Consider the following 25,741-nt stretch of genomic DNA (forward strand, 5'->3'; position numbering starts at 1 on the left):
TCGCGCGAAGGAAGGCTACAGGGCGCGGGCTAGAGACTACAATTCCATGGGGCGACGACGGGGTAAATCATCTGACGCCGGAACCATCTTTCTGATCCTGATCGGCGGATTGGTGGCGGCCGTTATGGCCATCTACCGGTTCGTTGTGGAACACGCAGCCGCAATAGGAGCGTTTGTTTTGGCGGCCGGGGTCGTTTGGCTCCTCTATCTCGCTCTGAGGGGCAGGTCGCAGAGCGTTTCTCCTTCCGACGGGCATCCCGAGCTTCCGAGTTCTGGTCAAAGCCCGCCACCAGCGATAAGCAAGCTTCGTTCGAGTGAGTCGCCGGCAGTGTGGTTGGCGGCGGGCGAAAGGGCAGTCTTCGGCAAGGCAGAAATTTCTGGGGGCATGTTCTACTACGGCGCCTTGATAGCTGGGCCGACCGGTGAGACCAGGCAGTATGCCATAAATCCCGCTCTGCCGGCGTACTCGCGGCAGCCCGATGTCGATGGTCAGTCGATGCCTTATTGGCCATCGTACGAGCAAATCTCGCCGGCCGCCCGACGTTCTTTTTTGGACTGGATGCGTACTGGACGGCGAGATCCGAGCTACGGCATTGGATATGTGTTTCTCTTCTTCTATGGCCTTGAGCACCGCGTGTTCATAGATCAAGGGTCAGACGTTCCCGCGGTTATTCAAGAAGTCGAAAGATTGCTTTCGATCTACGGTGCGAACAATTCCTTCCAGAACTACGCCACGAAATTCATCAACGTTGTTCGGATATCGCGCGGCATCCGCTTGGCGTTGCCACCCCTTTCTGCCGAACGCAGCGTCGGTTCGGAGATGGAGCTCGCCACGCGTCTGTATCTGGCCGAGCGGCTCGCAGCGTCCCCGAGCGTTTCGGCTGACGACGCGCTCTATTGGGTTATGGCGATGCCGGACACCTATCTTAGAACCCCGGCCGTGAGGTGCTTCGAAGAATTTGTCGCATTGTGGAAGCTGCGTTTCGGCACACGCTTTCCCAAGGGTTTTGCCGTGAATTCCAAGGGCAACGTCTGGCTGCGGTATCGTGCTGCGAGCGGTGCGTTCGAAATCGACGTTCCAGGACAACATCAGCGCCAGCCTGATGCGAGCCTCCTCGTACGAGACTTAGAGATTTTGAGGACTTTGCTAGACGATTGCACAAATGAGCTCGACAGCTTCAGCCGTCTGGTCGGTCGGAAATCGGCAGCAAGGCATTCGATGGCCGCGGCGGCGCTTCTTCCTATCGATCTTCAACGGGCGGCCAAAGTCGGTCCCGTGGAAGACTTCAGGCGCCAGATCGATTCCCTGGTAGGAAGCCAAGGCCGCGGCAGTACGACCGCACAGGTGCTCCTGGAGATGGCTGGGATCGAAATACCGGAAGGAGGCAAAATACCAAGCGCCGCTCTGGATACGCTGAGCGGCGCCTTGGATGTCGTTGGGATCGCAATAGAGCCCGATCGCCGATACGGGAGCGGCGCGCCTCGGGCGGACGACCAAGTGTTCGTGTTCCGGGCGGCTGACGGCGGCCCGGTGGATCCAGCCAGGGCGCCGTTTCGAGCGATGCGAGCGCAGATCGAAGTCGCTGTCCTGGCCGCTGCGGCCGACGGGGATGCATCGTACGAGGAATTACAGCGTACCATCGCAAGGATTAGGGCGGAAGACGACCTATCGGGGGTAGAACAAGCCCGACTGATCGCGTTCGCCGTCATCACATTCAACAATCCGCCCAAGCGCGACAGGGTCATGCGCAAACTTGCGGAAACCAGTCAAAGCGAGCGGCAAGCAATAGCCGAGGCTGCGGTCGCGGTGATCGGCGCAAATCAGAATATCGATGCCGGAGAGGTCAAGTTCCTTGAGCGACTACACAAGTCGCTAGGTCTGCCGACGGAGCGTGTGTATGCCGGTCTGCACCGCGCTGCCGCCGAGAAGGACGAGCCGGTAGCATTGACGGAGGAGGCTCGGGCGGCAGGCATCCCCATTCCAAAGCAGGCGCCCCCGGCTCCTCCCTCGGCGGGCATCAGAATCGATGCGGTCCGCTTGGAGAAGACCCGAAAGGATACGGAAGCTGTGTCCGCCTTGCTCGCCAACATCTTTACCGACGAAGGCCCGCCTCCTGTCCAAGCCTCTCCACTCCCAGCCGATCAATCCTTGGAAGGATTGGACGGTCCTCACGGCGAATTGGTCGAGTTACTTGAGCTTCGTGGATCAATGTCGCGTACGGAATTTGAGCGACATGCGAAGGAGGTCCGCCTGTTGCCGGACGGCGCAATTGAGCGCATCAATGACTGGTCGTTCGACCACTTCGACGAGCCGCTGATCGAAGAGGGAGACGAAATCGTGATAGCGGCGCACTTGAGAGAACGCATCGCCGAGATGAAGGCTAAGGCCGCATGAGCAAGCAAGTCAAGACGATCCGTCCACGCGAACGCGATACTATTATCCAGGCTCTTTCCGCCGGCGTTGTCCCACGCATCGGATTGCCTCACATCCAGGTCGGGCGGGCCAAGGAGATCGCCGCGATGCTTCGGGACATCGATCGCATTGCCGACGCGGGCGCCGCGATCAGGTTCGTTATCGGCGAATACGGGGCTGGGAAGACCTTCTTTGCCAGTGTAGTCAGGCTAATCGCGCTCGAGCGAAAATGCGTGACTATGCATGCCGACCTCTCGCCCAATCGGCGTATTCAGGCAAGTGGGGGGCAGGCCCGGGCACTCTATTCCGAGGCCGTCAACAATATGGCAACGCGCAACAAGCCTGAAGGGGGAGCTCTCCAAAGTGTCGTCGAGCGCCTGGTGACTGACGCCGCAAAGGAGGCGGCGGAGAAGAGCGTATCTGTCGAGAAGGTGATCGACGAAAAGCTCGGAGCGATTGCGCAATTAGCCGGTGGGTACGATTTTGCGACCGTGCTGAAGGCATTCTGGCGGGGCAGCGAGGAATCGAACGAGCTTCTCAAGCAAAACGCTATCCGATGGCTTCGTGGTGAGTATTCGACCCGTACCGATGCGAAGAGAGATCTCGGTGTGCGGACCATCATCGATGACGAGAACCTCTACGACAGCTTTAAATCGCTCGCATGCCTGGTAAGAGTCGCGGGCTACGCGGGACTGCTCGTTATGATCGACGAGATGGCCAACATCTACAAGCTCCAGAGCGCTCAAGCGCGAAAGCAGAACTACGAGCAAGTACTCAACATTGTAAACGATGCGCTTCAGGGAAATACATCAGGCATCGGTTTCGTTATGTGTGGTACGCCAGAGTTTCTTCTGGACACGCGCAGGGGCATGTTCAGTTACGAAGCTCTTCAGTCGCGGCTAGCCGAGAATTCCTTCGCTGCGGGCGGTCTCGTTGACATGTCGGGCCCCGTGATCAGGCTGCAGAGCCTGACGCCTGAGGATCTGCTTGTGCTCCTCGGAAACATCAGGATGGTCTTTGCGGGCGGGGATCCCACGAAGTATCTGGTTCCCGACGATGCGCTTACCGCCTTCATGGAGCACTGCGACCGAAAGATCGGGGCCGCATACTTCCGTACGCCGCGCTCGACGATAAGGTCGTTCGTTCAAATGCTGTCGGTACTGGAGCAGAACCCGGACAGCCGGTGGCAGGATCTTCTTGAACAAGTGCCGATCGCTCCAGACGCACCCGACGACGTAGCGGAAGCGACGCCTAACAACGGGGACGACGATGAGCTCACCAGCCTCCGCCTCAAATCTTGAGGGGGCTTACGACAAGCTGCATCCGACGATCCGCCGGTGGATCCGGGATCAGGGATGGGACGAGCTCAGGGAAATACAGGCCCGTACCATCATCTCAGTCCTGGACGGCGACCGCGACATCTTGATCGCCGCCTCCACGGCAGCAGGGAAGACTGAAGCCGCGTTTCTGCCAGTTCTCACGAGCGTTGCCGATCGGGCGCTCGCTGGGTTCTCGGTCCTCTATATCAGCCCGTTGAAGGCATTAATCAACGATCAGTTCAAGCGGCTGGACGAACTCTGCGAAAACATGGCCATTCCGGTCGTGAAGTGGCATGGAGATGCCCCACAGACCGCGAAGAAACGGGCAATGGCCGACCCGCGAGGGATCTCGCTGATCACTCCCGAATCCATCGAGGCGATGTTCGTCCGCCGTCCGGGCGACGCGAAGCGATTATTATGCTCGGCGGACTTCATCGTCGTGGACGAGCTGCATTCCTTTCTTCAGGGGGCTCGCGGTCTCCATGTCGCTAGTCTTTTGCGGCGCATCGATGCCGTGTCGTCGCGGCCGGCGCGACGTATCGGGCTTTCCGCGACGATAGGCGACCTCGGTCAGGCCGCCGCTTGGCTTCGACCCACGACGCCTCAGCTTGTCGAAATCCTGGAAGCCAAGTCCGATTCACCCGAACTCAGACTTCAGGTTCGGGGCTATGTTGAGCCTCCGCAGCTGGACGACCCAGATCACGCTGAAGGCGCGAGCGGCGTGCTAGAAGAGGCGGTAGTTCGGCGCATAGCTCTGGACGACATTGCGGACCATCTCTATTCGACACTCAGAGGAACCAACAATCTTGTTTTCGGCGGTTCGCGTCGGACAGTGGAATCGACCGCGGATCGGCTCAGGAGGCGCTCTGAAAAGGCGAAAGTGCCCAACGAATTTTACCCCCATCACGGGAGTCTTTCGAAAACCATCCGCGAGGAGCTGGAGAACCGCCTCAAAGACGGAAAGTTACCGACGACCGGTATCTGTACGTCTACCCTCGAACTGGGGGTCGACATCGGATCGGTGAAGTCGGTTGCCCAAATAGGTGCGCCGAGATCACTCTCCTCTCTACGTCAACGCCTTGGGCGAACGGGACGCAGGAGGGGTACTCCGTCGGTCCTAAGAATCTACATTCGTGAACCAAACACCGATCAGGATACGGGTGTCATCGACCGACTACGCTCGAACACAATACGATCGGTGGCCGTCATCCGACTCCTGCTCGAGAAATTCGTCGAGCCGGCGGGGCAGGTACCCGAGGTTGCCTCCACGCTAGTCCACCAGATACTTTCGGTGATCGCCGAGCGCGGCGGAATACGGGCCCGCCCACTGTACGAGTTGCTGTGCGGTTCTGGTCCCTTCGCGATGATTTCTGCTGCGGAGTTCGCGCTTCTGTTGAAGCACTTGGGATCTGACGAGATCCGGTTTATAGAGCAAGCACCCGACGGCACGATCATGTTGGCCAACGAAGGAGAGGCAGTCGTTCAATCGCGCAACTTCTTTGCCGTATTCGAGTCAGCGGAGGAGTGGCGGCTTACTGTGTCCGGGAGGACACTGGGGACATTGCCGATATCGTTCCCGGTCCATAAGGATAGCCTTGTCGTTTTTGCCGGGCAACGATGGATTGTGCAAGATCTCGACGAAAAGACCAACACACTTTTCGTGGCGCCTCACCCCGGCGGCGTCGTGCCACGGTTCGAGCGAGCGGATGGCGAGCGATTACACGATCGCTTAGCCGCAGAAATGAAGGCTGTCTATCTCGCGTCGGACGAACCCACTTATCTGGACCAAAGAGCGCGCGATTTGCTGGCGGAGGGCCGGGAGGCTTTCAGCGGTTTAGGTCTTGACACCACGAACGTGCTTCAGGAGGAGAAGGACGTTCACGTCTTTCTGTGGCGTGGATCGCAGGTGACGGCGGTTTTTGGAGCTGCTGCCGCTATGGTTGGTCTTCCCGGCCACGTGCATGATTTGGGATTGACCCTATCCGAAACGACCGTCGCGATGGCAAGATCTAAACTCGCAAGTCTGGCGGACTCCACTGCTGCAGACGCAGTTCGGGTTTCTTCGGCGGTCCAGAATATCACGGCTGGGAAGTTCAAAGATCAGGTCCCTGCCGAACTTGCAAGAACGCTGTGGGGCCGACAGAATACCTGCGAAATTGGTGCGATACCGGGCATAGCTCGGAGTATCTGATCCACAACGAGGCGTAGCGGAGGGGAAAAATGTATAAGCTCGCTGATTTAGCGCGCTCCCGCGATCGGCTCCGGTCCTAGTCTGGGGAGCGATCTTCGAATTTGTTAGCTAGCTCAATCTCCCGCTCAGCTTGACTCCCTCGACCTCGGTCCCGGACGCAAGCCATTCGGGCCGGCGGCTTCGCAATCGGCCGCCGACCAGCGCAGCGTGGTCGTTAGGGTTGGAGCTCGCCTTAAGAGGGAACCTGCCGTGACGCCGAGGCCTGCTTTTCACTCACGGCAGCAGAAATTCATTGCGCCCGAAGGCGAACTCAATCTAAGTTTGTGCGCATATTTGACGCTTACATGGATTCCGAAGTTCTTTTGACCTATCGGCGGCATCGCCGAAAGAACGTGTGTCTTGCCGAATGCCCTCCAATCGATCTCACATATTGATCTCCGACGCTATCGAGTACCAAGGTCAGCGCTGCGTTGCGTCGCACCAATCAAGCTTCGAAAAACATCGTATACATGCCGATGCGTTTGCCGCGCAGCTTGATGGAGAGTCGCTGCCCTGCGACGACGGTGCAGATCCAGTCCCGACGCAGTCGTTCACTTGTGAAGTGCCCGGCGCCGACAATCCGCTCCTGACGCCGCAGGAAGTCGCCTGCCTCGAATGGTGCAAAGAGGGGAAAACGAACTGGGAGATCGGTGGGATTCTCCGGATTTCCGAGAAAACCGTCGAGTTTCATCTCGGCAACGTAAAGAGAAAGCTTGGGGCGACGAACAGGATCAGCGCGGTCGTTATCGGCCTCCGGTATGGGCTCATCTCGCTCTAAACACTTCCGTCGAAGGGGGCACGCTGCTTCGCGATGGCTCCAACCTATGCCGTGACCTATAATGGGGCGTCCGGTGCGGTCCGCATGATCGCGGCACACGGGTCTCAACCGACCCTAGACTCGCTGCTGCTCATCTATGAAAATGCCGCGCATCGGGACCTCAGGGAGGTGGTTTTGGGATGCTTGAGCTCCTAGCAGGGAGGCTAGGAGTCCGGATTCGCGAAGTCGACGACCGATTGGACGTGGTCGCGGCCGGCTAAGCTCTGGCTCCGATAACGGCTTGCAGTGATCCGGGCAGCGTTGACCGTCTTCGGCCTAAACGCTCGACTCGAACTTAGCCTCCGAAGCGAGCCCCTGTCGCGTTCAGGTTGTCCACCGCCTAGGGAAATTACTAGGGCGGCGGAGCTTGCGCGAAGCGTCAAGCCCTAGCATTGTCGCAGCGGGGGGTGACCAGTCGGCGCATGAATTTTCAGGAATGGATCGATAAGGCACGCAATCTCGAGGCGGAAATTGCTGCTGCACCTTCGATAGAAAAGAAGCCGCTTACCACGGTATTGTGCCGACTGCATTTGCTTGCGTGTGAGGCGCCAGTCCCTGTTCTCGCGGCCTACGAGCGACTTTCGGAAGCGACCCTAAAACATTTGGCTGGCCGGCGGATCGAGACGATGGCGCGGGGCACTCATCGTTGGACGCCGCGCTCGCTATCCCCAGAGGACTGGATGCTTTCTCTGGGGAGCCAGATTAGAGCAGTCGATGAATACCTGTACACGACCGCCGGGACGGATTTTGGGGACCCTGATTCGGAGCTAGACGAGTGGCGTTGTCCTTCGACCAACATGCTCGTCGTGCCTCGCCCGCGAAACTTGCACAACTCTCGGCTCGCTGGGCGACCTTATCTCAAACGCGGAATACTGAGGCATCGCTTACTTCCCTCCGAGGTAGGTGGTCTCGAAGTCGTCCCCATCCGCATAGACCTACGGGAAGCTGGCGAGAAGTCGGGAGTTGCGGCCTCGCTGTTCTCCAACCTTCAGCTTTTCACTCGCGAAACTCGCGAAGGCAACTTCATCGCAGAAAACGTCACGTTCGACGATATCGATGAAACTCTGGACAATCAGATCGAGCAATCGATGTCGAATGGTTGTGCAGGCATCGTCTGGCCGGAATTGACGATCGATCGACCCACGCGACTTAAGATCTGCGACCTCTTACGGAAACGCACCATTGCCAGTGACGATGAATTCCCTCTTCACTGGCTGCTCGCCGGAAGCTGGCATGAAGAGACTGATGTAGGCTATTTCAACCGCGCGACGGTCTTGGACGGTTACGGACGTGTGATCCGCTCATTCGATAAAATTGTTCCGGCCCGAGATGAAAAGGGCCGTCTAGAGGATATCAAATCGGGGGAATGTATCCCCGTCCTTATTACCGACAGCCAACTGATCGGCTTGGCCATCTGCCGAGATTTCTGCGATCGGGCGTCGATGGCATCGCCTTACCTTACCTTGCCGGTAGATTTTTTCGCTGTGCCATCTATGGGGGAGGAGTCCACTATGGTCGCTCACCTCAACGTCGCGGCGGAGGTGCAGGCAAAAACGGGTGCCCGCGCTCTCGTGGTGCAGCAAACGGACGCCCGCTTGGCGTCACAGAAGGAGCTTGGCTACGTCCTACCCCTGCCGCCGTCTCCCGCCTCCATTTCTGTCAATTCCTTGAAATCACTTATGAAATGGCAGTTTGTTTCAGAATGAAACATGGGGTTACTTCGGGACCAAATCGGGTGTAAAACGTTGTAAAACGATCTCTTAAACCTTAGATGGGATAACGGTTCCATGTTGGCATTCGACGATATCGCTTTAGGCGATGCCTCTCCCGAGGAAGCGCGGCACATCATTCGTGCTGCCCTAACCGACGGCGGCGCCCGTGCGGCTGAAAGCATCTACCGAGCCCTCCGCGCCTGGACTTGGAAGTGCTTGTCCGACGGCCGGCGAGACGAAGAATTGCGGCGCTGGCACGAGATTATGGCGCGAACTGGGGCTTATCTGGAGGTCGATCACAAGACCTTTGCAGACAAGATCAGTGCGCTGAAGGAGTTGGTCTCTGAATCCATTACTGCGGGCGAGCGTCTGTCATCCGCGGATGTGTTACAGCGTGAGCATGTCCGCGACATCCTCATGGAGATTTTCCGTGAGCCGCATCGTCGAATCTACAGGGCAGCACTGCTGCGCCATTTTGGTCTTGGACAGGCAAATCTCTCACGAGTGCTGAATATGATGACGGTTGCCGGTCTTATCCGGCGTACCAGTTTCGGTAAGCACGCGGCTTTCAGTCTAACCTCGGTCGGCTTGCGAGCCGCCAAGCTAATCGCCGAAAGAGAAACACCAGCACACAATCACAAGCGAGTCGGAGTGCCGACGACAGTGACCTCGCATCCAATCAAACACGGGGGAGCGAAGCAGGTCCAAAACGCCAAGGAGCTGCTTCATCCAACCAGAAGCGCAAACCAATACGAACCCGCTGCATTCAGCAAGGCAGTGGCTGTTTGAGCGGATGTAAGTTCGGATCGGAGAATTTCAGATGGCGAGTAGCCGGGCCGTAGACGCCGCTTCGGAAAGCGAAGCGCGGACTCCTGACGCAATCCGCATGTACGGGGATTTCCTCGACAATGTGAGCGTCGTGAAAAATTCGCTTATGTCCTTGCTCCTTTCGGTCGGTGATATCGAGGCCGCGGGAGACGAGAGCAAAGTCGCTTCCGGTGAGGAAACTGCGCCGGGTCGGACAGTACTCGTGCCGTTCGTCGAGATGAAGCTAGAGGGCGAGCAAGAGCCGTATTTCGCCAATGTGCTTACCCTGGATAACGTCGCCTATCTGATCTACGATCTCGCGCAGGACTTTGAGGTGGTCTGCCAACAGCTTTTGACTATCTCGAACGGAGGAGTGCCGCCCGAGGCCCGGCGCATTGAACAATCCGCAGAATGGATGAAGCGGGCCGGTGAACACGCTGGCCGCGCATTTCAGTATCTGGAAAAGATTTCGGACCGCATAGAGTCGGTCGGTTAGGATGAGCCTATAATGGGTTGAGGGCTCTTGAAGAGCACATACCAAGCTTAACGGCTCGCGACAGCGCCTGAATGGCTAACTATTTCAGCTTGCCGTTCGGCAAACATGCGATAGGCACTTTCTGCACTGAAACGCGGGTGACTGGAATAAATTGTGCCACGCCAGTCATAGCCGCGTCCTCCAGGCGATGCTAACTGGCATTTCGTCGCGTCGGCCTTGGACGGATGGCCAAATCTGATGCCGCGACCCCGCGGCGTCCTCTCGATAGGACAACGTGATTAAAGCGTCGGAATCTTGGCGTCGATCCCAGCTCTTGGCATTTCCCTTACAGTCGAGAACGGAGTTTAGTGCGGCTTTCGTGGGATCACGAATTTCAAAGGTCCGCCGTCGCATATACCATCCGCCAAGATTACCAGCTCATATTCGTCGCTGACGTCTCGCAACACCGCCAACGCCTCCGGCTTGAGCTCATCGTCGCACTTGCGGAGCTTGACATCATCGAGTCCAAGGCCGGTAACGTTTTTCAGTTTCGCCACGTCGGCGTGAACGCCATCCCACAGGCCCAGGATCCAACCGGCCTTCTCATTGGCGACATCGTCGTCGGGGCCAGCGAGGACCAGTACGCCGTCATTCACTTGAACCAGATCCCTTAGTCGCCGATGCAAAGCCGATTGGTGTTGTTGCCCAGCGTCGATGAGATCACGGCCATGTTGCCCCAGTCCTGTGCCACGGCGTTGGCACCCCATAGGGGGAGCAGCAAGGCGGGCACGACGACGCGCATGCCTGCAGCTTACGGAAGGGGCGGGCGCTTCGCCGTCGCCGAGAGTTGTTGCGAACGAGCCCGCTAAAAACAACGTCGTCATCGATCAAAGTGATAGCGCGCACCAGCAGCGCTGCCACTTTAGATCGATAGAGCCGCAGCCGACGATGCCGACTTGTTAGCCAACCTAGTATAATGCTCGGGCGGGCGCGACGAACTCTTTTAGGCGCATCGATAAGTGCTGATTCGCTGAGATTTCCGAACGTGATGCAGTTAAAGGATCGGTACTGAAGCTAGTCGCGGCTTTATTTGCCCTCTGACAAATACAATGCAATCGAATTCCGAGCGTCGCCGCAGAGCAGCATCGAATCGAGGCGTTGTATGCCCGTCCTTTCCCGGTAGCCATTCGTATATGTTTATGGTGTACTTTTCCGATCTTGCTACCTATTGAATATTCGTTCTGGGGCCGCGCAGCACGATTCGTTTAGTTCCTGGGTTGGAGCGCTACACCGCGGCCATATCTGAAACTTCGAGCAAGCATGTCGCAAGCCAAAGAGCTTTTTATCAACAGCGTCCGCCAAGTAAGGGTTCAGGCGAATTCGGTCATTCCCACAGTAGTCCTCTATAAAGATAAAAGGTCCTGGGTCGGTTTTGACGCGCTTGAGAACAGCGATCAAGCCAGCGAATTGAGAGAAGACTTCAAGATTCAGATTGGTAACGATGATCCTGTAAAGCTCGCGCAGTTAAAGGGCGGTCGATCGACGCTTGGTATCGCAAAAGACTTTATGGACGCGGTAGTCGCCCAAGCGCTTGCTACGATTCGCCGACAGGGCTACGAGGCTCCTTCAAGGATATTGGTGGCAGAACCGCTATCGCTCGTCGGTGGTTCCGACCGGATCACCCATGACGATTGGCTAAAGAACTACCGAGGCAGCATTCGACGAATTCTCGCCGGAAAGTTTGCCGAAATCGACTTCATGCCGGAGCCGTTTGCGGTCTTTCAGTACTACCGCTATGGCGTTAAGCATCCTCTCGTAGCTCAGCGAACAAAGCATATCGCACTCGTGTTTGATTTTGGCGGTGGAACGTTTGACGCCTCCATCATTGAGACCACTATCGCAGGCGACATCAGCCAAAGCGGACGAAATTCGAAGCCTCTCGCTGCGCTCTCGGTTCCCGTGGGTGGTTTCGTCATTAACAATGCGATAGCTCGCGAGCTACTGTTTCGTGGATTGGATCGCTCTGTCGATAAACCCGCGGTTATGCGCGCGCTTGACGCTTTCCCTCAGTTAAAGAATGCTGACGAAGAAAGCCTCGCGTTGGTTCGCAGCGATCACGCAGCCTTTGTGCGCAACTATAGGCGTGTTCTGCGTTCGGTGGAGCAGGCTAAGCTGACCGTGTCCTCGGGCGTAACCTCGTGGAAGTTGGATGCGAACCTATCCGCGTCGCCGGCCTGCGTCGTCGACATCCCGCAGAAGCCCTTTCAGGACTCGACGCCTTGGGTGCCCATACGCTTCGAGCCTACGGAATTTCGCACGATATTCTCAGATCGCATCTGGAAGCAGAAGTTGCTGCCGGAGATCCTGCCTATTCTCAAGCGCGCAGAGCAGGAGCTCGGTGGGCGTCCAATTTCGATTGTCCTCCTGTCAGGTGGTTCCTCGAATATCGGTTGGCTTAAGCCGCTAATCGAACGAGATTTAGCTGGTCAGCTTGGGCAGGCCGAGATACTCGAACTTAGCGAGAACTTCCAAGAGATCGTTTCAAAAGGCCTGGCCGTCGAATGCGCGCGGAGATATTACACCGAGGGACAGGGAGACTTTCGCGCGGTTACATACAATCGCCTGTGTCTCGGGTTGAACCCTAACAACCACGGCGTCGAGTTCAAGAAGTTCGCGCCCGATAGCCCCGAACTCGAGGGTATTGATAGCGATCTGGGGGTGCTGCTTCCATCATCCACGAGCCTGCGAAGTCTGGTCAATCGACCGCTTCGGTGGAAGGTGCGCCTTAGTAAGGCGCCGACACAGTCGCTTGAATACTACTTCATGCGTTCGTCGTTCGATCCAGCAGAGGTGGGCGCGCGGCACAATCTCGATTCGCGCGTTAGTACTCCGAAGGATGCCGTGTTCGGCAGTGGCATCGGTGTGGAGCTTCTCGTACGAGACGACGGTACGGCGGAGCCCACCTTCATCTATGGACGCGGCTCTCAAGGCCAGCAATCGGTCGTGAAAGGGCGCCCCTTTTACGTCGACATGACGTTCGCGGCCGAGGAGGCCGGCGAGGAGACCTATCTCGGGTTCGACTTTGGCACTAGTACGTCGTCGCTCTGCTACGTAAACGCGGGGGACATCAAGACGTACGCCGATCGCGCCATGGATCGGACTTGGATGGGCCTAAGCGACCTCATCGACGTTCTTCCATACCCGGCGGCGTACCCGCTCGCCAGGTTCCTTTCAGAGACGGCGTTGGAGCAAATGGACCGCTGGGGCAGGGAAGCCCTTGAGGCCGCTCTAGGCGTCGCCTCCTATATTGCCTATGCCGAGCACTGCACTTTAGGTGGCCCGCAGGGCACTCTCTTCAAAAGCTTCCGAAAGCGTTCGGCTGGCCCCCTCTGGGATATGCTGAAGCGATGCGCTTCACTCAACGGCGCCAAATGGGAGTTTGCCAAGGAGTTGTTGGTCCTAACTCAAGAGCCATACCTCGCCGAACTCAATCACGCTGTGTCGCAGCTCGCGCAAGCCAAGCACGGGAAACGCGCCGACGGCCTCGACTATGCGCGCGTTCTTGAAAGAATAGGGAATGTCCTCGCGAAAACCCTGAACGGCAAGCTGTTCGGCTACTTTGAGGACGCGCGCCGAAAGCCGTTCAGCATGAACATGTTTCAAGGCATTTTTCGCAATGCCCGGGGCGTGGCCCCTCCGTTTATCGATGTGTACGAATATGAGGGGCTGGAATACTTTCCGCAGGAGTTTGTCTTTCTCCTCGACGTCGAGCGTGGTGCCGGCCTCCCGCTCTTTCCTCTATTGGTGCGAGGAATTGACCAGGCTCGCTCGCACCATGAGGAGCCCGACTTCTTCGTCTACGATATTGTCCGCCAAGATGGGAAGGAGATCGCGTTCAAGGCTGTGCAGGAGAAAAACGAGGTTAGTTTGAGGCCTAACGGCGCTCTTGGTGAACTCTTCAGTGCCACCGATGCGCTGCTTCAACAGGATCCACGTTTGACCGTGGTCACCGGGATCAAGGTTCGGACGAGATCGCTCGAATAGCGATAGTGAGGCTACATGTAGAAGCTATATCTCGGAGCGATTTCCTGGCCTTCGGGGACGTATTTTAGCACCTCGCCCACGTGCCTCGCTGCGGCGATTGTGATCGGTAGCCCATTATCAAATTGGGTGTTGTTCCAATTCATCTTCGTAAGAGCCAGCACTTCTTCCGCGATATGCTGCAGCGGCTGCCCGAGTGCCTGGCATCTCAACATCAACGGCCGCGGCACGTACATGCCAGGGTAGGTTCGAAAGAAGTCCACGCTGCCGCGGGTATAGAGAAGCGCTTGGTCTTTGTCGAAGCGAAGCAAAGTGCCGCGGAGCGGGGGGTAGATGCCCATTCGGTAGAGGCGCGTCATTGACTTCTGTATCCAGATGAAGTCGGCATAGTCTATGTCGCGCTCATCGATGGCCTTGTGAAAGCCATCGAGTTCGTTGCGGTCAAATTTGGAGGTCTTGTGCAACACCACGCGAGCCGGCCAGTGCCCGTGCTGATCTCTGAACACCTTCAGAGAGTTTCGCAAAAGGTCATAGGCGTCTTGTGCGGTCAAATGCGGCTTGCGATCTTCTTCGCTCTCTACCATTCGCCCGCCGCGCAAGATCAAACCCTCGCCACGTTCGTCGAACATTTGAGCCGTGCTGGTATGAACATGCTCGCCATCTGCGGATCGATAGAAGCTTAGGCCAACGTAAGACGTCCTGAGCTGGCGCGCATCACGGGCAAGACGCCACGGCAGACCTCCTGCTTTGTAATAGGTTGCCGTCAGTAAATTCCAGGCAATGGTTGCCGGGTCTTGGGTTCGTCTTTCGCTGGTTTCCTTGAGTTTACGCGGTATTTTGTAAGAAGGATCGAACGTTGTCGGCCAAAGCAACTGAATTGGAAGCCTGAGCCGCATACATGCAGCCTTCAGGAGGCCTCGAAAGTCGAGGTCTGGGCCCGCTTCCACATCGTCGTCGTCCTCGCCTCCGGCAACGTCGCGCGCATTATAGGTTCGCTCGATGATTTCGACAGGCAATGCTACAAGAACGACGTGTGGCTTTACGGTGCGTTCAGATAGGGCAGCGATCTCATTTGAAAGGACCTCCACTATTGCCCTGGTTACTTCCCGCTGACCTGGTATCGCCGCCAAGCGGGCCAGCTCACGTTGCGGAATTACGCGTTGAAGTTCGTCCGACGTGACGAACTCACACCGGAACGTTGTCTCGAAGTTGACGCCTGAAAAGGCTGGAAAAAGATTGGGCTGGCGACTGGTCTTCGCTGGAAAGCCAGCAACACTGCGTTCGATCCACCTTGCCGTGCCTTCGACTGTATCGGCGCTGCCGACAATGCCCAGCCTGATCCGGGTTGGTGCGCCCTCCATCCCGAGGTCAAATGGCCCCTAATCCATGACGCCAAATCGAATATCGACGTGGCGAAAGGCGCCGCCAAACTCCAATGCTGGCTCCCTAAGGTGCGTAAGCTTCACTGGGCGTCCTCAACCGTCTCGCCTGAGAGGGCGAATTCGAATAGGGGGGATGATGGGTCCGCTTCCTGTGATTTCCAGAGGTCGTCAGGCACACCAACATCAAGCTCTAGCGGCTCGGTAGCGGCGAATGACAGGAACGGATACCGTTCCGTGAGGAGGTCGCCGATGCGGTAGGTGATCAGAAAGTCCCGCCACATCACGAACTGCCCCATCACGGCAGCATTGTTCTCGATTTCCTTTATCTTCTTAAGCCGCTCACCAGCAAAGGCGTCAGGATCCTGACCGTTGTAAGTGAAGTGATAAGTCGGTGTGACTTCTATGAACCATTTTTCTGCTAGTCGAACGAAGCGATGCATAAAGCCCGAATGACGCCAGTACGATGGATTTGTCGGATCTTTTTTGCTTCTTCCGTAATTCCCGACAACGCGACGCGTCGTCGTATTCTGCAAGCTTCGATATGCAAAATTCAAAATATCTCGGTCGCCTGGCTTTCGAAAGTAGAGAACGCCTGAGTCTCGATCGTTGTATAGCGCGGGCCTGACGAACTCCCCCAACGCTCTGTTCAGCAATGCGACGAAATCTCGCTGCCGATCCTCATCGTCACTGTCGGACCACTCTTCGACGTCAAACTCCTCCATCGCGCCGAAATCGCAAAGCTTATTCCAAGGCCACTCATCGAGCGGGTGAAATGATAGGACTGATTTCGAGCGTACGATCCACTCAGAGCCGGCGTCCTTCTTAATCTCCCGAAGCTCCGTTCCGAATGCCTTGTCGGTCGCGTGCTCGGTGGGTGCCCAATAAAGCCGAGGGGCAAAGGTGACGCCTACCAGATTTGCGAGAAGCTCCTCGTGCCGTCTTACGTTCGGACCAGATGCACCTGGTTTAACTGCTGACGCGATCGAGATGAGAGTGTCCTTCGAGGCGCGAGTGAACTCATCCTCAACCTTGCGAAAGACGACCTTCCGCGACTTCACTCTTTCAGGGTCGGAGAACCACTCTTTCAAAGACTTCCAGTATGCCTTCTTGTCCCTCAGCGACACGAAAATGAGCAGAACCGGAGCGGTGCCCTGCGTCCAGTAGCCTATTTCGGCATCCGTGCATGTAAATTCGAAGGTCTCGCCAGTGTCGCCCTGTAGGCGTTCACGTTCGGTCGCCTTCCCCTGCACTTGAAGAACCAGATTGCCGACTTCGCCTGTCTCCGCGTCCCGTAATTCTATGTATCCGTCGATGCCAGTCTCAACTCCGCCGGTCTGGTAGAACATGAAACCCATAGAGAGGACGATATCCTGGATGTGGGATATGCCTCTTTGGCCGATAATGTCGTTGCGTCCGATCTTCTTCATCGCTGCTCCAAAACGGACATCCTGAGCGCCCCTGGTCTGGGCGTGCGGTTGATGCGATACGCCGGCAAGAATCTGGCTCGCAAGAAAATGCATTATTGTGGGACGTGGCTATGGCCACTCGCCGATCCGCCAAATTAGTAGCCGGCTCGCCGATTCGCCAGCACTAGGCTCGCGAGGAAAAGACTGCGCAACAGCCCGCGAGTAAATCCATGTCCAGCGTGTTGACTACGCCTCCGCAAGCCGCTTTTGTCACTGAGGCGACCAACGCTCGAGCGGGCTCGAATAGGCCGCCGGCGGAGGGGGAGCCCGACTTAAAGAGGTGGGACCTTGGCTAGGCCACGTTATGTTTGACATGCGCCGGCATTCGTCGAGCAATGTCCTTGATAATGCGGTCGGCGAGTCGATATGCGAAGCATCGCCGCCGATCCTGCTCCTCGCCTGCCCCTCCGTAGGACGCCTTGCGCAGAAGCTGCAATGCGATCACGCACGGATACTCGTATGGTGTGAGCTGAACGCTAAACGCCATTTGACGGACATATTGAACGGCATCGAGCAAATGTGCGCTTGGATCCTCTGGTCGCGGAGGGATAGCCGGTGCCATCAACGCCTCAACCTTGTAGGCTTCCTCGGCAACCTTGATCCAATCGTCGCCATTGACGATCCGTGTGTCGATCATCAAGGATACATCCAGGGCTGCGGGGTCTAAGGTGAGCGGGCCGTTCTCGATCGAGGCGAAATCAAGCATAATCGCCTCATGGCCGGCGACCCGGACGTTTTGTCCGTGCAAGTCACCATGGGTCAAGCCAAGACGGTGTTTTATCTGCGGCAGCGCCGCCAGGAGCGATTCGAGTTCGTTGTATTCCGCGCAGTGCTGGCCATTTTGGTCGCGTCGCTTGCGCAGCCGGGCCTTACGAAACAGGGAATAGGTGCTCGGCCGCGACAGGCGCATCCTTTCCAGGATATTAGCATGGATGACACAGTGCGGCGCGTAGAACGCCTGGCGTCGCCAACCTCGAAGAGCTCCTTCGAACAACGAATGCAGCGGCGCTCGGCCCGCCCCGCGGTCTACGACCTCCTGGAGAGATTCCGATTGTTCGATAAAGTTGCCGGCGATGACCCCGGTCGTCGGGCCGAGCAGGCAGCGATCATGATCCAGGTTGGGCCGTTGGTTAAACGGCACATGCAATGTGGTGCACTCCCGGTAGTTTGTCAGCTCACGCATAATCTTTTGAGCTTTGTCGAATTTAACGAAAAAGGGCAGAGGAACTGGCCCCACGCGAGAATTCAACAGGCTGGCAAACGCGCAATAGACTTTTGCGGAACCAGTCGTTTGCTTCACCAATTTGACCGAAGAGCAGTCCCCAAATGCACGCTTGAGAAGGATGAGTTCTTCGTCCGTGAGCAAATCAGCGCCGGTGATGGCGAGCGTTTCGCTCACCGGCGGTTCGTGCTCGATTCTTGCGATCGTCTCAATGATTAGGCCTTCTTGACCCCGCAATTTGACGTCGACGATGTCACGCATCCGCCACTTCTGGAGAATCTCCGCGACTCTTGGCGACTCCGAATATGAGCAGGTGATGATGCACTTGATGCCGTGACATGCCGCGTCATTCAGCAGGATGCGCAGTTCGTCGCTCAGCCGCGCTTCGACAGTGCCATCATCGAGTGCGATGATAATCGCTCTTCCCTGCGTCCGATGAACTAGCGACAGCGCGGTATCGAGAAGGTCTATCTTGAGGGCCCTGCTAGCGCACTCTGCTAAACAGAGGGGCCCAGGTTCACCACCAATCCAGAGCAACCGATCTCTACGCATGGCGTTGATCGATCAGGCTGCCAAACGCTGTCGGTGGTTTCGCGAACACATGTCGGATAGGGCCGGAGAGATCGAGCACTTCGGTATCGGTCAAGACGCGGTCCGGGTCAGTTCCCCGTCCCTCCGCGATGAGCTCATAGCCAGCCGGAACTGCTCCGAGAAGACGAAGCTGGATACCGGTCACCTTCGCCGACGGGACCTCGAGCCTTTGGCCATTGAGAACCACGGCATGCTTGTCGTCGCTGCTCACCTAAGCTCTCCTGTCGACGATCGAAAACCTCGCCGGCCGGTCATCGGTCAAGCCGAAGCGAGAGCCCTTGACCGATGAACTCGCTATCCCGTCCGCAACCAGCGAATTGCAGGCCCAAAGGGCCTCCCACGGAATAGCATCGATTTGGGCTGCCAGCTCTTCAAAATGCTTATGAGCAGCGCCTTTCGGGGGAAGAATACTCCTTATCCGTCGCTTCAGCTCCTCGTCCTTCCAGCGCGGAGAGTCGAGCCCGTCGCACCAAATGAGATCGTTTCTCCAAAGAATGAAGTGAGCCCTGCAGCCGGTCTCGCGCCAGACAGACGGATAGAGGGTTACGGCGCCAGCCCGTTCGAAAAGCCGCCAGGCCGGGCCGGTTCGGGGGTCAAGATTGACGCTTATAACCTCGCCGCACCCGTCGGGACACCTGATGGCCATCGACCTCAGGCTCCCTCTCCAGACGAGCGCGGCGTCGCCGGCGTTCGGGACGAGGTCGACAGCGTCGGAATGCCGTTCGGCTCGTCCGCGCATTGTTATCGTCTTGGCTCTAGCCATTGCGCCTCACGGGCAGCGGTTGTGAGTCGCCGGCGCCGGCCGCGGAATCGGGACCGCAAAATACGCAGTTCGGGTCTTTTTGGGCGAGTACGGGAGCCAGACGTTGGCGATTGCCGTCGTAGACCAGGTACCGGGCTGGGGCGTCCAGGCCCGTGACCATCGATAGAAACATGGTCACCGCGGCCGACGCCACTGTCGAATTGATGCTTACCACCGCGGGCTGCACCACGCCTGGGCGACCCAAAAAGTAGGGATCGGCCTTTTCTTGCTCCGGCGTCATCATCTCTTCGCGGACCTGCCGGGAGTCCAGCTGTCCTAGACACCACAAGCACGGCTCCTCAGCGCTTAGAGCCTTCACGTGCCCAGCGAAACGCACAGCAGGTCCCGTTGCATCGATGGCAACGCCCATATCGATCGCGGAAATGCCGTATTGGTAGCTCACCTGATTTATCAAGTGACGGCTCGCGTGGGAATCCGTGCAGCAGAAGATGAAATCGACTGACGTCAATTCTTTGGCGGTCGCTTCGTCTACGACGTCGGCAACCATGCTTCGCACTGCCGCTTCAGGCCGCAATGAATGGATGAGACGCTGCGCCACCGCGACCTTGGCGTTGCCGATATCGTTCGGAGTGGCTCCCACGGTCCGGTTTAGGTTGGTGCGCTCGACGGTATCGGGGTCGATCAGCAGGAAGTTTCTTACGCCGAGATAGGCGAGTTGTTGGGTGACGACTGATCCAGTGCCGCCCGCGCCCACCACAGCGATGCGAAGACGCTCCAGTTTGGCCTGACCGTCCGAGCCAAAGGCCCGGATTTGCCTGTCGTAGTCGGTGCCAGCGTCGTCTTGACCCACGGTTACGATCTCCTGCGAACCCAACACGCGCGCGGCGTGCGATTCCTTTGCGAACAGCAACGCGCAATGGGGAACTGACGGGCTGCGTCTCTTCGCGTACTCCGCCAACGCCACCTCGGCATTGTCGTCGATCGGCGAGAAAGTCGCAGGCGCAGCCTGATGCGGATGCGTGTGGCAATATACCAGCGACCAGCCGTTCAGGCTTGCCTTCTTCTCAATCGGGAGACCGAAACTCGGACTCAGTCGAATTGCGACCGCCGTCCTCACCTCGTACTGATCTTCCGGGACGACATGCATTTCGCGTACGGCCAAGTGCCAGTCACCGCTCCGACTCTCAGGTTCGCAGAGGAGGATCGCCGCCGATTCCAGGGTCGAGTGCCAGATGTCGTGGCGCAAGCGCTCGAAGTCGCCTTGGCCGAAGACCAATCGGATCATTGAGGCTGCCTGAAGCGGTCCAAGACGATCGACACGTAAGTCATCAGGTCGTCCCGGTTGGGATTCCAGTTGTTCTGCGCGTCGACCACGTGCCAGGAGAACCAGCGGCCGACGATCGAAGTTTCCGGGATGTTGGTCACGTTACTCGCTTGCGGCGGGACGCCTGAGGAGAGGAGCAATCCCTGATCCGCCCAGAAGCAGTCGGGAGTGGGACCAGGGTAGCCGATCGGCACCAAGAAGTGGATCGCAGTGCGCGCCGCCGACCAACCGGTGGGCAGTGTCACGTCAGGAATGCTCAACAGTCCCGCGCCCGACGGTAGCGGTTGCAGGGTGGCCGAGGGATAGCGCTCCCGGACCCGTTCAAACTGGCGTTGCGTGACCTGCGAAAGCATCAGCCGGCTCCGAAGGTCGTCGGCGGCTTCGAGAAGAAATGCTTCGCTGGATGCGTCGCATCGACTTCCAACGATACGGTCTGGTTGTCGTTGATGGCCTGATCCTCGTGGCCGCCCTGACCCTCTTCGATCAGGACATGGGTGAGATCGAACGACGGGTCGACTGCCTTGATCATCGCCTTGATCTGGGCGCCGGTCGCGCTTGCCGTCGGCGAGACGATCTTGTTCTTCAGATAGTAGAAGAAATGGCGTTCCCGCTCCAGCTCCAACTTGATGTGGCCGACCTCGCCGGCGACAGAGCCGATCGTCACATCGGGATCGAGCAACGGCACGCGTGCGTGGAAGAGAACATAGGTGAGCAACTGCCCCTTGTCGTCCACCCCTTCCGTCAGACTGAAGGCCGCGAGCACTCTGGTCTTCAGGGTACCGACCGTCTCATTCCGGTCCGCGGCATGGTCCTCCAACTTGTCTCCGGTCGGGAGGTATTCGACCGAGATATTGATCTTAGCGCCGTGGCTCATCAGCCTGGTCTCCTGTGTCTGGCGCGGTTCGGCGCCCCGTGACGGGGAACATGGCAGATTCGCCGGCGAAGTCAAACAAATCCGTTACCTATTGCGTAACGCTTTTCATTTCAAATGGTTGTGGCCCGCGCGCCATCCCCAATTGCGCCTCTCTTAAAAAAGTGTTTCCTATTGCTAAACGAATCATTGGGCTTATCTTGTTGATATTGTTTGGAAGCGCTGCCGAGCAGCGTCTCTTCTCTACCGCCGAGCTGCTCGATCGGCGCTTCGGGCCCAGTCTTTCGGGAAAGATCAAGTCGCGGCTGCTGCTGCTCAGGGCCGCACCGAACCTGGCAATGGTCCCGACATGCCAGCCCTACCGCCTGAACAAGATTTCGCGCGGCGAGTACACGTTGGATCTGCTGCCCCCTAAGGTGCTTCGCTTCGCGGCCGAGGGCAGCCGGACCCCGCAATCCACGATCAAAACCGTGAAAATCCTTGCCGTCGAATGACGCGGGGAGAAGCAAACGGAGAAGAATGATGCCGCAGGAGCAGCACATATTCGAGCCGGACTACGCGCTCAGTCCAGGCACGTTTCTCGAGGAAAATCTCGACGCGATGGGAATCTCGGCGAGAGAACTCGCTCGCCGTTGCGGGCGCTCCGCGAAACTGATTGTCGAAATACTTTCGGGCAAGGCACCCGTTGAACCAGAGACAGCCTTGCAGTTTGAAAAGGTGACAAATGTGAATGCGACGGTCTGGCTCAATCTTGAGTCCGAGTACCGCCTACATCTCGCCAGACAGCTCGAAGAGGTCAAACTATCCGATAGCTTTTCTTGGGCGCGTGAATTTCCCCTGCGCGAATTGCAGGAAAGAGGGGTGATTGCCCAGCCAAGGGACCATGCGGATAGCGTGCGCAAGCTGCTCCAATTCTTCGGAGTGGCCGGCATAGACGCGTGCGAAGCTTCATTTGCTTCGTACTCGATTGCATACCGTCACTCACCTTCCTTCCAGACGGATAAAAAGTCCTTGTACGCGTGGCTTCGTATTGGCGAGATCGAGGCTGACGCCATCGATTGCAAGGATTTCGATCGCGCGACATTCCTGAAATCGCTTACGCGGCTCAGAGCATTGACGGTCGAAAGTGTTGACGAAGTTCTTCCTCAAATCGAGAGCATTTGCTCCCGCGCGGGGGTCGCATTTGTGCTTGCGCGTCCACTTGGAAAGATGGCCCTAAGCGGAATCTCTCGTTGGTTGACGCCGCGGAAGGCTCTAATTCAACAAACCATGAGACATAAGGCTAACGACCACTTCTGGTTCACGTTCTTCCATGAAGCGGCGCATCTCCTCCTTCATAGCCGCAAAACGGTCTTCGTCGTCGATCCTGAGGCTAACACGACTGAGGAAGAGGAAGCCAATCGATGGGCTACCGAGTTCTTGATCCCCGCAGCAGGGCTCGCCCGGTTCATTCGCTCCGGAGACTTTTCTGAAGATGCAGTCGTGGAGTTTGCGAGCGAGCAGGGAATTGCCCCTGGCATCGTGGTGGGGCAACTCCAGAAGAGAGAGCATCTCACATACAGGCAGTTGAACAATCTTAAGCAGCGGTTTGTTTGGAAAAAGTGACGCCTGTTGCGGTGACTGCAAAAGCGTTCGCGCAGCCTCTATTCGCCCAGCTTGGATAGAAAGTCCGAACAGCGAGCGTTTCTTCTAGTCTGCCAAATTGCCGCTAGCGAGGTGGTGCTCTGCGATGTGTAGCGAAGAGATATGACGCAGATGAGTTGGTTCGTTGCCGCAATCACACTCATCCGGGTGCGACTCCCGTTTCCAAGCACCGTCCCCACCCACACGATAGAACCAACCGCGGTTCAGGCCGGCAGCCGTCATGTCCAGCCCGGGGTGCTCGACGAGCAGCGCGGAGAGCTCGATTAAATCCGGTTCGTGGGCCGTAACAGCAATCCCCTTTTGGTACAGGACCCTGCCCCGCATCGCGGGATGCTGAATGAGTTCGTCGACTTCAAATACAACGCTTCGATGCTTAGCGAGCAGCTCTTGAACCTTCGGGAAACGGAGTGGAGCGGCCCCGGCGGTTCCAAACAGAACGACTTCGGGCACCGCAACTGTAATGCCACCATATCGACAGCCGTCGATGCTGCCACGGTCCGCTGCGCGAGCGCCCTGGAAGAATGCAGTTGAGGCAGACGCAATTTTGATGAAGCTGTCCTGATATTCGGGAAGCTCGAGAGCGCGCCTAAAGACGAGCAAGCCTGTATCGTTATTGCGCTGATCGATCTTCTTCCATGGCAATCCTAGCAAAGCCCGCAGGATCGGATCTTCCTTTGTTGACGGGAAAAGATCATCTGTCTGAAGGAAGCCTTCTTCGGAGGCGTAATCACGAAATACGGATCGGCTTGCTCTGATATGCGCAACAAAGCATTCGAGGGGTACCGCCGCATTGTTGAGGGGCCCCAGAAGCCATGCGCTCTGCGCCTCTGTACGCGCGCGTGCGTTCGAAAGCTTTAGGGCTGCAAGATCTGTGACGCCGACGAGCTTCTGAGACAAGGGGCGGTCGAAAACATAAAGATGCCCATCTCCTTCGGCGTAGTCGTAATGGGCCATCCGTTTGAGGAGCATCACAGCTCGCTCCTCATAATCCTCACAGAGATCAAATCTCTCGCGTTCGGAGTAGACGTGGCTAGCGAACCAGGACGACACGGCCGCACTTGCTGAGCAATCGACAAAGAACGATCGCCAGCCATAATGCTGCAGCAATGCCTGAGTGAAGTCTAACGAGGAAACGGAGTCCCCAATGAAAGCCTCGAGCACGTTGCTCGCATACTGGCACCATTTGACCATTTCACTGGGAATGCAGCCCTTTCTGTCGAACGATGTGACGACAGATGGAATTCCATTCTTCTCATAGTGAGCCACTTGACCACGAAAGAGGGCGTTGCCAGGCAGGTCGGCCAAAGCTCGACGAATTTCAGCGGTAGATGCAACAGCAATGTGTTTCACAATGGACCCATGCCGCATTCTGAGAAGGGGTATTTGCAGCGCCAAAATAACCGCTAAGGTTGTGTTCTTACTAAACCGCCGCAATTCTCGAATTGTGCAATAGCTTCACAATTTATTCATTTACATTGTGCAACCATTGCACTAGGCTTACGTTATAGAGGCTGTGATGGCAAGCATAGACGCCGGTCTAAGTAACTGTAAGATATACATTTATCCGGGAGACCACAACCCGCCTCACTTCCACATCAAAGGACCGAATTCGAACGCACTTGTCGATTTGGTGACGCTGAGCGTCATTAAAGGGAAGGCATCGAAGAAGGATCTAGACGAAGTAATCGCGTGGGCAAAGAAGGCGGAAAATCAAGCGTTTCTGGCAGCAGAGTGGAGAAGGCTAAATGAGCGAGAATGAGACTATCGATAGCGGAATTCCGCTTCCTCGCATGGCATCGATTAAGCCCTTCGCTCCCTACACCATCGCCGTGAAGTGGGCGGATGGTCCACGCGCCGGGCGGGAGGATGCTATTGATATCAGTCCAATAATCTTCAGTTACAAAATCTACAAACCGCTTCGTGAGGAAGGCCGGTTTTTGACGGCGCGCCTTGTCGACGACGATGGGGACGCGGTCATTTGGGATGGTGGCGATGATCTCACGATGTCGGCGGATATGATCTATGCGCTAGCTGAGCAGATCATTACGCCCAAGGAGTTTGCAACCTTTCTCGCGCGCAACAACCTGACTCAAGAGGCGGCCGCGGCCCATCTTGGACGCAGTCGACGCCAGATTGCGACCTACGCAACAACCGGCCCTATTCCCCGGATCGTGGCTTGGGCTTGCTATGGTTTCGACGCGTATCGACGGGCCAAATCTATGGCTGAGAAGGTTGAAAAGGATGAGCATGCTAAAAACAACAAGGCGGCTTAAATTCTATTGATCTGCCAAAGCATGTGCTGCTCCGGACTTGTTCGTATCCGAGTCCGTTTTCAGCAGCGCCAGGATTATTGTAAGAATCGCGTTCGCCCGTCCTGGCAAGAGGTCTGGCCCAAGTCCCGAAACCTTGCTTTAAATAGCATCGCGGACTCGCTGGCTGCCCTGAGCATCGCTTTGACCTTGCCCCACGGGCTTAATCCAGTTTGAAGTTCGTTCTGGCCCACAACAAGGACCAGAACATGAAGCGCAGCCGCTTTTCGGAAGAGATGGGGTATTCGGTCCCGATCGCCTGACCTATTTGCTGCGCGGCACGTTTTGACTGACGATCATGGACCAACTCTATCCGAAGGAGAAGCGTCATGATCTACGTCGGCCTCGATGTTTC

The 25,741-nt window shown here is 57.1% G+C and carries 23 protein-coding genes; 12 read left to right on the forward strand and 11 right to left on the reverse strand.

Translation table 11 applies throughout. The features are described from left to right. Positions 1-46: 46 nt before the first annotated feature. The 7 genes from I6F36_RS35805 (at position 47) to I6F36_RS35840 (ending at position 9,794) form a co-directional block, all read left to right on the forward strand. Positions 47-2,395, forward strand: coding sequence for a TerB N-terminal domain-containing protein (locus I6F36_RS35805; RefSeq protein ID WP_276573749.1), 2,349 nt, complete (start codon positions 47-49; stop codon positions 2,393-2,395). Continuing rightward, positions 2,392-3,714: an ATP-binding protein gene (locus I6F36_RS35810; RefSeq protein ID WP_225145518.1), complete on the forward strand. Its 1,323-nt coding sequence runs from the start codon at positions 2,392-2,394 to the stop codon at positions 3,712-3,714. Before I6F36_RS35805 ends, I6F36_RS35810 begins: the two co-directional genes overlap by 4 nt. Continuing rightward, positions 3,683-5,923: a DEAD/DEAH box helicase gene (locus tag I6F36_RS35815; protein WP_225173083.1), complete on the forward strand. Its 2,241-nt coding sequence runs from the start codon at positions 3,683-3,685 to the stop codon at positions 5,921-5,923. The genes I6F36_RS35810 and I6F36_RS35815 overlap by 32 nt, the downstream gene beginning before the upstream one ends. A 406-nt stretch (positions 5,924-6,329) precedes the next feature. Further along, entirely contained in the window at positions 6,330-6,740 is a 411-nt protein-coding gene (locus I6F36_RS40090; protein WP_369418311.1) for a helix-turn-helix domain-containing protein, read from the forward strand. 461 nt (positions 6,741-7,201) lie between these two features. Beyond that, complete coding sequence (locus I6F36_RS35830) at positions 7,202-8,485, forward strand: hypothetical protein (protein ID WP_225145515.1); 1,284 nt, start codon at positions 7,202-7,204, stop codon at positions 8,483-8,485. An 81-nt stretch (positions 8,486-8,566) separates the two neighbouring features. Then, positions 8,567-9,280: a hypothetical protein gene (locus I6F36_RS35835; protein WP_225145514.1), complete on the forward strand. Its 714-nt coding sequence runs from the start codon at positions 8,567-8,569 to the stop codon at positions 9,278-9,280. Positions 9,281-9,311: 31 nt separating this feature from the next. Continuing rightward, positions 9,312-9,794 (forward strand): hypothetical protein, encoded by a 483-nt coding sequence (locus I6F36_RS35840; RefSeq protein ID WP_225145513.1) that lies wholly within the window; start codon positions 9,312-9,314, stop codon positions 9,792-9,794. Positions 9,795-10,138: 344 nt separating this feature from the next. On the opposite strand, the gene I6F36_RS35845 is transcribed toward I6F36_RS35840, so the two are convergent. After that, a complete protein-coding gene (locus tag I6F36_RS35845) occupies positions 10,139-10,429 on the reverse strand; it encodes a hypothetical protein (RefSeq protein WP_225145512.1) in 291 nt (96 codons plus the stop codon). A gap of 14 nt (positions 10,430-10,443) precedes the next feature. After that, positions 10,444-10,575, reverse strand: a complete 132-nt coding sequence (locus I6F36_RS39790; RefSeq protein WP_276573712.1) for a hypothetical protein — start codon at positions 10,573-10,575, stop codon at positions 10,444-10,446. Between the two features lie 518 nt (positions 10,576-11,093). On the opposite strand from I6F36_RS39790, the gene I6F36_RS35850 reads away from it, so the two are divergent. After that, a complete protein-coding gene (locus I6F36_RS35850; protein ID WP_225173084.1) occupies positions 11,094-13,817 on the forward strand; it encodes a hypothetical protein in 2,724 nt (907 codons plus the stop codon). 11 nt (positions 13,818-13,828) lie between these two features. Here I6F36_RS35850 and I6F36_RS35855 read toward each other — a convergent pair whose 3' ends face one another. The 8 genes from I6F36_RS35855 to I6F36_RS35890 all read right to left on the reverse strand — a co-directional run bounded on the left by I6F36_RS35855 (position 13,829) and on the right by I6F36_RS35890 (position 21,436). Continuing rightward, positions 13,829-15,175, reverse strand: coding sequence for a hypothetical protein (locus I6F36_RS35855; protein WP_225173085.1), 1,347 nt, complete (start codon positions 15,173-15,175; stop codon positions 13,829-13,831). Positions 15,176-15,276: 101 nt separating this feature from the next. Continuing rightward, positions 15,277-16,623 carry a DUF4365 domain-containing protein gene (locus tag I6F36_RS35860; protein WP_225145509.1) on the reverse strand — a complete coding sequence of 449 codons (1,347 nt, stop codon included), beginning with the start codon at positions 16,621-16,623 and terminating at the stop codon, positions 15,277-15,279. A gap of 331 nt (positions 16,624-16,954) precedes the next feature. Further along, positions 16,955-18,145 (reverse strand): phosphotransferase, encoded by a 1,191-nt coding sequence (locus tag I6F36_RS35865; RefSeq protein ID WP_225145508.1) that lies wholly within the window; start codon positions 18,143-18,145, stop codon positions 16,955-16,957. A 283-nt stretch (positions 18,146-18,428) separates the two neighbouring features. Next, positions 18,429-18,686 carry a multiubiquitin domain-containing protein gene (locus tag I6F36_RS35870; protein ID WP_225145507.1) on the reverse strand — a complete coding sequence of 86 codons (258 nt, stop codon included), beginning with the start codon at positions 18,684-18,686 and terminating at the stop codon, positions 18,429-18,431. After that, entirely contained in the window at positions 18,687-19,238 is a 552-nt protein-coding gene (locus tag I6F36_RS35875) for a DUF6527 family protein (protein ID WP_128948226.1), read from the reverse strand. After that, positions 19,231-20,523: a ThiF family adenylyltransferase gene (locus tag I6F36_RS35880; RefSeq protein ID WP_225145506.1), complete on the reverse strand. Its 1,293-nt coding sequence runs from the start codon at positions 20,521-20,523 to the stop codon at positions 19,231-19,233. The genes I6F36_RS35875 and I6F36_RS35880 overlap by 8 nt, the downstream gene beginning before the upstream one ends. Further along, positions 20,520-20,915 (reverse strand): E2/UBC family protein, encoded by a 396-nt coding sequence (locus I6F36_RS35885; RefSeq protein ID WP_128948228.1) that lies wholly within the window; start codon positions 20,913-20,915, stop codon positions 20,520-20,522. The genes I6F36_RS35880 and I6F36_RS35885 overlap by 4 nt, the downstream gene beginning before the upstream one ends. Then, positions 20,915-21,436 (reverse strand): hypothetical protein, encoded by a 522-nt coding sequence (locus I6F36_RS35890; RefSeq protein WP_225145505.1) that lies wholly within the window; start codon positions 21,434-21,436, stop codon positions 20,915-20,917. Before I6F36_RS35890 ends, I6F36_RS35885 begins: the two co-directional genes overlap by 1 nt. A 50-nt stretch (positions 21,437-21,486) precedes the next feature. Here I6F36_RS35890 and I6F36_RS35895 point away from each other — a divergent pair, with 50 nt between their 5' ends. Together I6F36_RS35895 and I6F36_RS35900 are read left to right on the forward strand one after the other, a co-directional pair. After that, on the forward strand, positions 21,487-21,927 hold the full coding sequence (locus tag I6F36_RS35895; protein ID WP_225145504.1) for a hypothetical protein: 441 nt from the start codon (positions 21,487-21,489) through the stop codon (positions 21,925-21,927). 28 nt (positions 21,928-21,955) lie between these two features. Continuing rightward, positions 21,956-23,038, forward strand: a complete 1,083-nt coding sequence (locus I6F36_RS35900) for a HigA family addiction module antitoxin (RefSeq protein WP_225173086.1) — start codon at positions 21,956-21,958, stop codon at positions 23,036-23,038. Between the two features lie 84 nt (positions 23,039-23,122). Here I6F36_RS35900 and I6F36_RS35905 read toward each other — a convergent pair whose 3' ends face one another. Continuing rightward, entirely contained in the window at positions 23,123-24,427 is a 1,305-nt protein-coding gene (locus I6F36_RS35905) for a hypothetical protein (protein WP_225173087.1), read from the reverse strand. A gap of 166 nt (positions 24,428-24,593) precedes the next feature. Here I6F36_RS35905 and I6F36_RS35910 point away from each other — a divergent pair, with 166 nt between their 5' ends. Both I6F36_RS35910 and I6F36_RS35915 read left to right on the forward strand, forming a co-directional pair. After that, positions 24,594-24,836 (forward strand): DUF4160 domain-containing protein, encoded by a 243-nt coding sequence (locus tag I6F36_RS35910; protein WP_225145501.1) that lies wholly within the window; start codon positions 24,594-24,596, stop codon positions 24,834-24,836. After that, a complete protein-coding gene (locus I6F36_RS35915; protein ID WP_225145500.1) occupies positions 24,823-25,350 on the forward strand; it encodes a hypothetical protein in 528 nt (175 codons plus the stop codon). The genes I6F36_RS35910 and I6F36_RS35915 overlap by 14 nt, the downstream gene beginning before the upstream one ends. The last annotated feature ends 391 nt before the right edge of the window (positions 25,351-25,741 follow it).

Origin of the sequence: Bradyrhizobium sp. BRP19 (genome assembly GCF_020194195.1) — a bacterium.
Taxonomy (GTDB): Bacteria; Pseudomonadota; Alphaproteobacteria; order Rhizobiales; family Xanthobacteraceae; genus Bradyrhizobium; species Bradyrhizobium yuanmingense.